7 protein-coding genes are annotated in these 11894 nt (G+C 61.9%); 2 read left to right on the top strand and 5 right to left on the bottom strand.

Annotated features, from left to right (window positions below; genetic code table 11):
- Positions 1–39 precede the first annotated feature (39 nt).
- Together WB528_RS11790 and WB528_RS11785 are read left to right on the top strand one after the other, a co-directional pair.
- Entirely contained in the window at positions 40–3276 is a 3237-nt protein-coding gene (locus tag WB528_RS11790; protein ID WP_423888590.1) for an efflux RND transporter permease subunit, read from the top strand.
- 279 nt (positions 3277–3555) lie between these two features.
- Entirely contained in the window at positions 3556–4620 is a 1065-nt protein-coding gene (locus WB528_RS11785; RefSeq protein WP_423888589.1) for a ketopantoate reductase family protein, read from the top strand.
- Positions 4621–4632: 12 nt separating this feature from the next.
- On the opposite strand, the gene WB528_RS11780 is transcribed toward WB528_RS11785, so the two are convergent.
- The 5 genes from WB528_RS11780 to WB528_RS11760 all read right to left on the bottom strand — a co-directional run.
- Complete coding sequence (locus WB528_RS11780) at positions 4633–5415, bottom strand: alpha/beta fold hydrolase (protein ID WP_423888588.1); 783 nt, start codon at positions 5413–5415, stop codon at positions 4633–4635.
- 3 nt (positions 5416–5418) lie between these two features.
- Positions 5419–6714 carry an O-acetylhomoserine aminocarboxypropyltransferase gene (locus WB528_RS11775; protein ID WP_423888587.1) on the bottom strand — a complete coding sequence of 432 codons (1296 nt, stop codon included), beginning with the start codon at positions 6712–6714 and terminating at the stop codon, positions 5419–5421.
- 35 nt (positions 6715–6749) lie between these two features.
- Complete coding sequence (gene pncB, locus WB528_RS11770) at positions 6750–8054, bottom strand: nicotinate phosphoribosyltransferase (RefSeq protein ID WP_423888586.1); 1305 nt, start codon at positions 8052–8054, stop codon at positions 6750–6752.
- A 42-nt stretch (positions 8055–8096) separates the two neighbouring features.
- Positions 8097–11654 (bottom strand): molybdopterin cofactor-binding domain-containing protein, encoded by a 3558-nt coding sequence (locus WB528_RS11765; protein WP_423888585.1) that lies wholly within the window; start codon positions 11652–11654, stop codon positions 8097–8099.
- 11 nt (positions 11655–11665) lie between these two features.
- The coding region (locus WB528_RS11760) for a (2Fe-2S)-binding protein (RefSeq protein WP_423888584.1) at positions 11666–11894 on the bottom strand (229 nt) is incomplete at its 5' end.

Raw genomic sequence — 11894 nt, 5'->3', positions numbered from 1 at the left:
GTTAAATGGCGGCGCAAGACTCGGATTCGGAGGCACTCTCTGCTTAAGGGGCTTCTCACCTTCGCTTTGACCCGGCGGCCGCTGGTCCTGTTGGGCCTGCTGCTATTTATTGGCGCGGGCACGTTCGCGTTTTCGCGGCTCAATATCGAGGCCTATCCCAATCCAGCTCCGGTGATTCTGGAAATCACGGCGCAGTCTCCGGGCCTCTCCGCCGAGGAGATGGAGCGCTACTTCACCATTCCGATCGAGGTCGGCCTTGCCGCGACGCCCGGCGTCGATGTCATTCGCTCGACCTCGTTCTATGGCCTGTCCTTTGTCCGCGTCGTGTTCCAGTACAACGTCGATTACTATTTCGCGCTCACGCAGACAGCCATCAATCTCCAGCAGAACGTCAGTCTCCCCGGCAACGTCACGCCCCAAATCCAGGCGACCAGCCTGGTCGGCGAGATCTACCGCTATGAGGTGGTCGGGCCACCGCACTTCGGGTTGAGCAACCTGCGCACCGTCCAGGACTGGATATTGCAGCGGCGGCTTCTTGCCGTGCCCGGTGTCGTACAGGTCAATACCTGGGGCGGCACGACCAAGGAGTATGACGTCGAGGTCGACCCGCGAAAACTTGAAGCCTACGGCCTGACGCTGCCGCAGGTGATCAGCGCCATCGGCAACGCCAATGTCAACGTCGGTGGCCGTACCATCAACGTGGGACAGCAGTCGGTGAATGTCCGGGGTGTTGGGCTCATGGACACCGGGGGCGCCGCCGATTTGACCCAGGGCTACAAGGTCCAGGACATCGAGAACGTCCTGCTTTCCGAGTCGCAAGGCTTGCCGTTGTTCGTGAAGGACGTTGCCAAAGTCACGGTGGGTTATGCGCCACGGCTAGGCAAGGCGGGTCGGGACCACTCGGAGGATGTTGTCGCGGCGATCGTCATCATGAATCGGACGCTGCACACCAATGACGTTGTCGCGCGCGTGCGTTCGGAAATCGAGAAGATCAACACTGATGGAAGCCTTCCGCCGGGGGTGAAACTGGTTCCGTTCTACGATCGCACCGCGCTCGTCGGCGTTACCACGAGCACGGTGCTGCACAACCTCATCTTTGGCGTTTTGCTCATTTTCGCCGTTCAGTGGCTGTTTCTCGGCGACCTGCGCAGCGCCGTCATTGTCGGCGCCAATGTTCCCTTCGCGCTGTTCTTCAGCATCATCATCCTTGTGCTGCGTGGCGAAGACGCAAACCTCCTGTCGGTCGGCGCCGTCGACTTCGGCATCATCGTCGATTCTGCCGTCATTCTGGTCGAGAACGTCTATCGCAATCTTCAGTCCAGTCCCGAAGGGAAGGAAGAATTGCTGAATCAACTCGCCGAGAAGAAGTGGGGCCCCGATCCGACGGACGCTGGAAGTCCATCAAGCAATCCCACATGGACCGATCGGTTGCGGCTTATCCTGATCAGCGGTTTGCAGGTCGACCGAGCCGTGTTGTTCTCCACCGCGATCATCGTCGCGGCATTTATCCCGCTGTTCACCATGCAGGGGGTCGAAGGCCAGATCTTTGGCCCGATGGCCCGAACCTACGCTTATGCCCTGGTGGGAGCGCTCGCGGCGACGTTCACTGTGACACCATGTCTGGCATCGCTGCTGTTGCCGGCGCACGTCAGCGAGGTCGAGACCATCGTCGTGCGGGCGTTGCGTAGCGTCTACACTCCCGTGCTGCGCTGGTCGCTGAACAACAGGCCGATCACGATTGCGGCTGGGCTGGTTTTCCTCGGTATCTGCGGATTCCTCGGTTCACGCCTCGGCAGCGAGTTCCTGCCGACGCTCGAAGAGGGGAACTTGTGGATTCGCGCGTCGATGCCGCCGACGCTGTCGCTCGAAGCGGGAATGCCGATCGTAAATCGGATACGGGAAATTCTGCTGCGCCATCCTGAAGTCATCACGGTGGTCTCGCAACATGGCCGTCCTGACAACGGGAGCGATGCGGCGGGCTTCTTCAATGCGGAGTTTTTCGTGCCGCTGAAACCGTTCGAGGAATGGCCGGCCGGGCTGACCAAAGAGAAGCTTGTCGACGAATTGCAGGCGGAATTTTCCAGCGAATTCGTCGGCATCAATTTCAATTTTTCGCAATACATCCAGGACAATGTCGAGGAAGGACTCTCGGGCGTCAAAGGCGCGAACTCCATCAAGATTGTCGGGCCCGACCTCGCCACGCTGGAGAAGATCGCCAAGGAGGCGATGGCCGAGATGGCTCAGGTTCCGGGAATTACCGACCTCGGTGCCTTCTGGGTGCTCGGGCAGCCCAATCTGAACATCCGAATCGATCGCGAGAAGGCGGCGCGTTATGGGCTCAATGTCGGTGACGCCAATAACGTCGTTCAGGCCGCGTTAGGCGGAACGGTAGCGACCACCATTCTGGAAGCGGAACGCCAGTTCGGCGTCGTCGTGCGGCTGGCGCCCGAATTTCGCAACAATATTGATGAGGTGAAAAATATCAAGGTCGGCGTTCAAACGCCTGCTGGAATCGCGCATATTCCTTTCAGCGATTTTGCCAACATCACGCTCGACACCGGCGCCTCCTATATCTTTCGCGAGCGCAACCAGCGCTTTGTGCCGATCAAATTCAGTGTCAGGGGCCGCGACCTTGCCGGCGCCGTCGAGGAAGCCCAGCGGCGCATTATCCGCAATGTGAAGCTGCCGGCCGGTTATCGCATCGACTGGGCCGGAGAGTTCGAGTGGCTGCAACAGGCCAAGAAACGGCTGGCCGTTATTCTACCCATTACATTCGTCCTGATCATGGTGCTGCTCTACGGACTGTTCAATTCGTTCCGCGACAGCCTGTTGGCGCTGCTTGGGCTTCCTTTTGCGGTCAGCGGCGGCATTCTTGGATTGTATGTCTTCGGTTTGAACTTCAGCATCTCGGCCGCGATCGGATTTGTCTCGCTGTTCGGCGTGTCCGTGATGAGCGGCATTCTCATCATCCATGGCTATTATCGCGTGGCCGGCCAGGGTCTCGCTCCTGCCGAGGCCATGTTCCGCGCGGTCGACCAGCAGATGCGGCCAATTCTGATGATGACTCTCTCCGCTTGCATCGGTCTGCTCCCGGCTGCGCTCTCAACCGGAATCGGCAGCCAGGTGCAACGGCCGCTGGCGACGGTGATCGTGGGGGGAATGCTGATCGGGCCGGTCTTGTTGCTGGTGGTCGTGCCGGCGCTACAGAGCTATTTTCTCGGACGAGAGACGTCCAGCGAACCCCGACAGCCGCCGACGGAAGCCGAACAGACCTAGTCGCGTTGTTCGAGACACGCGAAATATTCCGCCGGCCAAAGACGCTGTTGAGACCAGCGGCGGGTTTGTCACAACGAGTACAGCGCTTGTCACAATTGTACGAGATTGTCAGGTCCGCTTGTCTGCGCTAAACACGACGCGATTTGCCAAAGAGAGCTGTTCCAGTGCGTTTCTAGCCTGGCTTGCTCCGTGCGATCTCCCATCATCATCCCTGAGAGAAATTCTCGGCAAGGTGGAGACGCTGGCGAAATTTCCAGCATCGACTTTGAAAGAGAGAGCATGGCGCGCAATATTCTGATTCTTGGAGCCTCCTACGGCTCCTTGCTGGGCACGAAGCTATTGATGGCGGGTCACAACGTGACGCTCGTTTGCCGGAAAAAGACCGCCGAACTCATCAATCGCGACGGCACCGAGGTTCGCATCAAGCTTCGCGACGAGGCGGTACACCGGGCGATCTTCTCGCGCGACCTGCCCGGAACGCTCGACGCGGTCACGCCCGGTGAAGTCGATGTCTCCCGCTACGATCTGGTTTGCCTTGCGATGCAGGAGCCGCAATACACCAACCACACGGTTCGTGTCCTGATGGTCAAAATCGCAGTAGCGAAGCTGCCTTGTCTTTCGATCATGAACATGCCGCCTTTGCCCTATCTCCAACGGATTCCGTCGCTGGCAGGTATGGAGCTTGAGGAAGCCTACACCAACGCGCAGGTCTGGGAGCGGTTCGAGCCGGGGCTGGTGTCGCTCTGCTCGCCCGATCCGCAGGCGTTCCGCCCGCCGGAGGAGGCCGCCAATGTCCTTCATGTCGGCCTGCCGACAAACTTCAAGGCGTCAATCTTTGCGGACGAACAGCACAACAAGGTGCTTCGTGAGCTCGAAGCTGGCATCGACGCGGTGACGCTGGATGGTCATGACGTTCCGGTCAAGCTTAAGGTGTTCGACTCGCTGTTCGTGCCTCTGGCCAAATGGTCGATGCTGTTGACCGGGAACTATCGCTGCATCACGCTGCAAGACCCGCGGTCCATCCGCGACGCCGTCCACAGCGACCTGAAACTTTCGCAGGCGATCTACGACCACGTTGACGCTGTCGCCCGGCGCCTTGGCGCCGATCCGCAGGATCAGGTTCCCTTCGAGAAATATGCCAAAGCGGCGCAAAGCCTTCTCAAACCCTCATCGGCTGCCCGGGCGGTGGCCAGCGGAGCTCCTTTTATCGAGCGGGTCGATCTTCTGGTGAAGTTGATCTCGCATCAGCTCGGCCTGCCCAATGCCGAGATCGACCACACGGTCGACATCGTCGACCAGAAGCTGAATGAGCGGATCGTGGTGGGTGGGTCCGGCGCGACGTGACGGAAAAAGCAGTTACGATTGCAGCGCCGCGAGCAGTTGATCCGGCTGCTCCACCATCATCATGTGGCCAGCGCCCGGTAGCACCACCGTGCGGGCATTTGGTGTTGCTGCGGCGAGCGTCTTGCCAGCTTTGGCAGGTGTCATCATGTCTCGCTCGCCGAGGATGAACGTCACCGGCACCTTGATTTGCGCCGCCGCGGCAATCGCGTTCTGATAACTGTTGCAGGCGTTGAGATCGCTATAGAGCACGCCGGGAGCGCATCGTTGCAGCACGCGCTGGGCGCCCTGGTGCATCCAAAGACCCGGCGCGAGGCTGCCGCCGAGTTCGGCCTTGAAGCCAAGCCCCCAGATCGAAACCATGTCTATCGCGGCGGGGTCGTTGGCCTCGGCGGCCTTCAGGAGATCGGGCCCGACCGTCATTGCCGCTGCGGTCCCGATCAGGCTTAAGCCGGACACTTTGTCCGGATGCTGCGCCGCGGTCTCAAGCGCGATCAGCGAGCCCATGGAATGACCGACGAGTCTGGCTTTCGACACGCCGGCTGCATCAAGCAATGCCACGGTCCAGTTCGCCATGTCGCCGATCGTCGGCAGCGGCCGGCCCAGCGAGCGGCCATGGCCGGGCAGGTCGGGCGCGAGTACCGCGTGGCCGTGATAGGCGAACCAGCGGCTATGCAGCGCCCAGGTTGAATGATCGAATCCGGCGCCGTGCAACAAAACGACGACGGGCAGCGACGGATCGAAGGGTTGGCCGCCGGTCGCCACGAAGGTATCGATCCCGTTCACTGGAAGCTGCATGGTTCAACCCTTCTGCGAAGCTCGCAGCGCCTGGCCGAGATCGTCGAGGATATCGGATGCCGCCTCGATGCCGACCGACAACCGCACCAATTCCTCGCCGATCCCTGCGGATTTAAGCTGGGCGGCATCCATCTGCTGATGCGTGGTGCTGGCAGGATGAATCACCAGCGTCTTGGCGTCGCCGACATTGGCGAGATGGCTGATCAGCTTGAGCGCTTCGATGAACTTCTTGCCGGCGGCGCGACCGCCCTTGATGCCGAAAGAGACGATCGAACCGGCGCCGCGCGGCAGGAGTTTTTTGGCGAGCGCATGATCGGGGTGGTCTTCCAGCGAGGGGTGAAGAACCCAGTCGACGGCCTTGTTGAATTTCAGGAATTCGAGCACCGCGAGCGTGTTGCTCATGTGCCGTTCCATGCGAACGCCGAGCGTCTCGATGCCTTGCAGGAGCTGGAAAGCGTTCATCGGCGACAGGCACGCGCCGAAATCGCGCAAGCCTTCGGTGCGGGCGCGCATGATGAAAGCGGCCTGGCCGAACTGCTCGTCGAAGATGATGCCGTGATAGCCGGCATAGGGTTCGGTCAGAACCGGAAATTTGCCGGAAGCGTGCCAGTCGAACCGGCCGCCATCGACGATCACGCCGCCAATGGCGATGCCGTGGCCGCCGAGCCACTTGGTCGCCGAGTTCATCACGATATCCGCGCCGAGTTCGATCGGCCGGCTGAGAAACGGGGTGGCAAAGGTGTTGTCGATCAAAAGCGGAATTTTCGCCTCATGGGCGATTTGGGCGATAGCTGGAATATCCAATACTTCGAGCCCGGGATTGCCGATGGTCTCGCCAATGACGAGGCGCGTATCGGGGCGGATCGCTGCGCGGAATTCATCGAGCGCGCGCGGCTTCACGAATGTGGTGGTAATGCCGAAGCGGGGCAGGGTGTGCGCCAGCAGGTTGATGCTGCCGCCATAGAGCGAGGCGGAGGCCACGATATGGTCGCCGGCATTGAGCAGCGTAGCGATTGCCAGATGAAGCGCGGCCATGCCGCTCGCGGTCGCAATCGCGCCAACCCCGGACTCCAGCGCGGCAATCCGCTCTTCCAGCACGGCCGTGGTCGGATTTGAAATCCGCGTGTAGATGTGGCCGGCGCGCTCCAGGTTGAACAGCGCGGCGGCGTGATCGGAATCCTCGAAGACGTAAGACGTCGTCTGATAAATCGGCACGGCGCGCGCGCCGGTCGTGGGATCGGGCCGTTGTCCGGCGTGCAGACTCAGGGTTTCAAAAGCGGGCGGCTTGGGTGCGGGCATGCGGGTGCTCGTGCAAACGAAGAAAGATTTTTGTTTTAGACATGCACCGGCGCGCGGACCCGCCCGGCATTGCCGAATATGCGCAGGTAACGCTCGACCTCGCTGGGTATGCCGGTGGCTTTTTCCGGATTGTCCGAGAGCTTGACCGCGGGCCGGCCATCGACGGAAGTGACCTTGCAAACGATTGAGATCGGATCGAGATCGACCGAACCGTTCGGCGTGCAGCCGACAAAGTCGTTGGTGAGGTTGGTGCCCCAGCCGAAGCTGATGCGGACGCGGCCGGCGAAATGCTTGTGAATTTCCTCGATCGATTCGACGTCCATGGCGTCAGAAAAGACCAGAAGTTTTTCCTTCGGGTTTTGTCCCTTCTGCTTCCACCAGGTGATGATTTCTTCGCCGGCGGCGATCGGTGGCGCGCTGTCTGGGCGAAAGCCGGTCCAGTCCGCAACCCATTCCGGTGCGTCGCGCAGAAAGGCCTTGGTGCCGAAGGCATCGGGCAGCGCGATCAGCAGGTTGCCGCCATAGGTGTGACGCCATTGATCGAGAATGCGGTAGGGCGCCCAGCGCAGTTCATTGTCGTCGTTTGCGAGCGCGGCTGCGACCATCGGCAGTTCGTGCGCGTTGGTGCCGATGGCCTCGAGATCGCTGTCCATAGCGAGCAACACGTTGGACGTGCCGGTGAAGGACTCACCCAGTCCCTCCTTGACAGCTTCCACACACCAGCGCTGCCACAGGAAGCCATGGCGCCGCCGCGTGCCGAAGTCCGACAGGCGCAAATCGTCGAGCTTTCGCAGCCGCTCCACCTTGCTCCAGAGCTTGGCTTTGGCGCGCGCATAAAGCACGTCGAGCGCAAACCGGCCCTGTCCCTTCGTCACCTGGCGCGAGCGCAGTTCGTTGAGAATGGAGAGCGCCGGAATTTCCCACATCGTGGTATGCGTCCACGGGCCGTAGAAATTCAGCTCGTACTGACCATCGACCTTTTTCAGTTCGTATTCGGGAAGGCGAAAGGTCGTCAGGTAGTCGATGAAATCGGGCGAGAACATCTGCGTCTTGCCGTAGAACGTATTACCGGCAAGCCAGATCAGCTCCTTCTTGCTGAAACGGATCGTACGCGCGTGGTCGAGCTGCGCCCGCAGCTCCCCTTCGTCGATGACCTCGGCGAGCCGGACATGCTTGCTGCGGTTGATGACCGAAAAGGTCACCCGCTGGTCCGGGTAACAATCCCGGATCATTTGCACCATCAACAGCTTGTAGAAATCGGTATCCAGCAGGCTGCGCACGATCGGATCGAGCCGCCAGCCGTGATTGTAGGTCCGGGTCGCGATGTCTGTAACTGTCATAATGGAAGTGTAGCTCGCGGAAAGCCCTGCAACCAGTGGGTTTCAGCCGGCGTTGCCTTGCCGGATACGCATGATGGCGTCCCGAACCCCCGTCCAGGCCGGCTTTTGCGGCGCAAATTGCTGCCGGAGATAGGTCACGAGCTCGGCTAGCTGGTCGTCGGAGAGGTGGTCCTTGAAAGCTGGCATGTAGCCGAGATCGCTCGAAACCGGCTCCATGATGCCGTGCAGGATCACCTGGATCAGATTGTCGGGGGCGGCGGCGTGCAAATTGGTGTTGAGCGCCAGCGACGGCCGGCTGCCGAACAAAGGCGGACCGCCAACCTCGTGACAGACGGCGCAGGCACCCTCGTAAAAGCGCTGGCCGACCGGCGAGGCCGCGACGATGCGTGTGCCGGTTTTGCTTTCGAGGCTTTCGGCCAACGTCTTCTGACCGGATATATTAGCGGACGTGCCCTGGAAGGAGGCAAGGTAGATTGCCATGGCGCGGATATCTTCGTCCGGGAGCGCCTTGAGGTCTTTCACGACAGGCGCCATGGGACCTGCCGCAACACCATGGAAGTGCGAATAGCCTGTCCTCAGGTAGCTGAAGAGCTCATCCTCGCTCCAGGCGATAGGCGCCTGCGAAAGCGAAGTCAGCGGCGGCGCTTCCCAGCCCTCGGCAAGACCGCCCGCGAGATAAGCGTTGGTCTTTTCCGCCCCCAAAGCGTTGCGCGGCGAATGGCAGGCGCCGCAATGGCCGAGGCCTTCGATCAGATACGCGCCGCGATTCCAGATGGCCGATTTCATCGGGTCGGGTGAGAAGGTATCGGCGGAATGGAAAAGCGCATTCCAGCCAGCGAGTAAGGGCCTCCAGTTGAAGGGGAAGGTGAGGGCGGGTGCGCGATTTTCGTGGCGCACCGGGGCTTGCGCCATCAGGAAAGCGTAGAGCGCCTGCAAATCGGCATCGCTGGCTTTTGCAAAATGCGTGTAGGGAAATGCCGGGTAGAGATGCCGGCCGTCGCGATGGATGCCCTCGCGCATGGCCCGCTCGAAAGCCGGATACGACCAGTTGCCGATCCCGGTCTCGACATCGGACGTGATGTTGGTGCTGTAGATGATACCGAACGGTGTATCGATCGGCCGGCCGCCGGCGTTGAGAACACCGTTGATCAACGTGTGACAGGTCGCGCAGTCGCCGAGCGCGGCGAGTTGCCGGCCGCGTTCGATGGTTGCTGCCGAAAACACCGACGCATCCGGCGGGGCAATCGGCGCGATCGATCGCCATGGCAACAGCGCTGCGGCGATGCCGATGCCGCCGGCCACGAGTGCTGTGGCGGTCGCAAGGACGCCACGTCGCCGGGCAAACGGATTGGGCCATCGGCTTGAATCCGTAACCGCCGGGCCCTTTGGCGCGGGGAGGGCGTCGTGGTGCGGGGTTTGACCGCCGCGTAGTCCAGCCAGAATACGTTCGGGCGTGAACGGCGGTTCGCGAAAGCGCACGCCGGTGGCGTCAAAGATGGCATTGGCGATCGCGGCCGCGCTCGGAACGGAGGCGGATTCACCAACGCCGAGCGGCGGCTGATCGACGCGTGGCAGCATCAACACGTCGATGTCAGGAATTTCCGGAAACTGGATGATGGGATAAGCGCCCCATTCGCGGCTCGCGATTGAGCGACCGCTGAACGAAACCTCCTCCATCAGCGCGCGGCTGGTCGACTGAATGACGTTGCCCTGAATCTGATGGCGTACGCCATCCGGATTGATCATCAACCCGGAATCCTGGCCCGCGATCACCCGCGTCACGCTGACATCGCCGGTTGCCTTGTCGACCGCGACATCCGCAATCCAGGCCGACCACGCCGCGGCATAGCCGGGAAATTTGCTGTGGACATAAAGCGCGTAGGCAAAGCCGCGGCCATGCGCGATATCGCCTTCGCCGCGCTCCTGCCGCACTGGGCGCGGCTTCCAGTCGGCGCGGTCGGCGACCGCCTGGATGAGGTCGACCGCGCGCGGGTCTTTCAGGTAGCGCAGGCGATATTCGATCGGATCGACGCCCGCTTCGGTGGCGAGTTCGTCGATATAGGATTCATGCGCGAACGTATTCGGGAGCGCCGACACGCCGCGCAACCAGGACGCCCGCAGGATCGGCGGCATGTCATGCGCCACCACGCGCAGGTTCTCGTAATCGTAGGGCGGGATCGCGGTGCGATCGCCCATCTCGGAGACGGCCGGCACGGACGAGATGGTGCCGGTCAGAAGCAGCGCCAGCGTCGGCGCGAGATTGGAGGGATAGCGGGTTGCGAAATCGTAACCCGCGACGCCGCCATCGGCATTCAATCCGCCCCTGACGTCGATCAGCTGCGCGGTGCCTTTCGGCTCCCAGAGGTGCTCCTGTTCGCGCGTCAATTGCACGCGGACCGGACGGCCGACCGCGCGCGACAGCAGTACCGCGTCGGCGCAGACGTCATCCGCGCAGTTGCGGCCATAGCAGCCGGCTGCTTCCATGCGGATGATGTCGATGTCGGATTCCGGCCGCCGCAACAGAAGCGCCAGATCGCCGCGCAGCATGTGCGGATTTTGCGAGCCGGACCACACGCGGACCTGATCGTCGCGAAAGTCGGCCACCGCGCAGGAGGGGCCGATCGAGGCGTGCATCTGGTAAGGCCAGATATAAGTACGCTCGATCGGTTTGGCCGCCTGCTTGAGCGCCGCGTCAATATCGCCTTTGTCGATCAGGGTTCGCGGCGTCGATGGATTGGCGCGCAGCGCCGTCTCGATGTCTCCGAGGTCCGGCAGCGCCGGTACCTTTTTCCAGGTCAGGCCGAGCTGCGAGGCGGCCTTGATCGCATTTTCCTCGCGCTCGGCGACCACGCCGACGAAATCGGCGATCCGCACCACGGCAACAAGGCCGGGAATATCCCGCACCGAGGATTCATCGACGTCGAGCAGGCTGGTGCCGACAAAGTCGCCACCGTCGACGCCGGCATAGGGTGGGCGCACCACGCGTCCGTGGAGCATGCCGGGGACGCGAATATCATGCACATAAACAAGCTCGCCGGTCGCCTTGGCCGCGAGATCGACGCGTGGCACCGACTGGCCGACGATGCGGTAGGCATCGGTGGATTTGACTTCGACTTCATCGGCGAGTTCGAGGCGGATGATGTCGTCGCCGATCAGTTCGCCGTAGCTGATGCTGCGGTTATGTCCGCGCACGAGCCCATCTTCGACCGCAAGTTCTTCGGGCGGAAGCTCGAGCCGCCCGGCCGCGCGCGCGATCAGGAATTGCCGTGCCTGCGCCGCCGCCCTGCGGAGCGGCACTGCGGAAATCTGGATGGTTTCGCTCGCGATCGTCGGCCCCTGATCGGGAACACGCGAGGTATCGCCGAGCACCACGACGACGCGCGCAAAGGACACGTCCAGTTCTTCGGCGACAATCTGCCCGAGCGCGGTGCGAATACCGGTGCCGAGATCGACATGGCCGTTAAAGGCCGTGACCGAGCCGTCCGCGGTGATCCGGATGAATGTTTCAAACGGGCTCTTCGTGTCCACCAAGGCCGGGCGCGTGACTTCCAGCATCCCTGCGTGATGTTCGCGACCCTCCGCGGAGTCGGATGTGCCCATCAGCCCACCCATCAACCTTGGGCCTCCGCAGGCGCGCCGGCCGCCCGCATCACCGCGCGGATGATCTCGACATGCGCGCCACAGCGGCAAAGATTGTAGCGCAACGCTTCCATCGCCTCGGTCTCGGTCGGATGCGGATTGCGCGCGAGCAGCGCCTTGGTCGTCATGATCATGCCGTTGAGACAGTAGCCGCATTGCGCGGCCTGCTCGGCGATGAAGGCTTCCTGCACCGGATCTGGC

This window comes from Bradyrhizobium sp. (assembly GCF_049586575.1).
Classification (GTDB): Bacteria; Pseudomonadota; Alphaproteobacteria; order Rhizobiales; family Xanthobacteraceae; genus Bradyrhizobium.
This window is presented reverse-complemented; position numbering and strand designations above follow the sequence as displayed.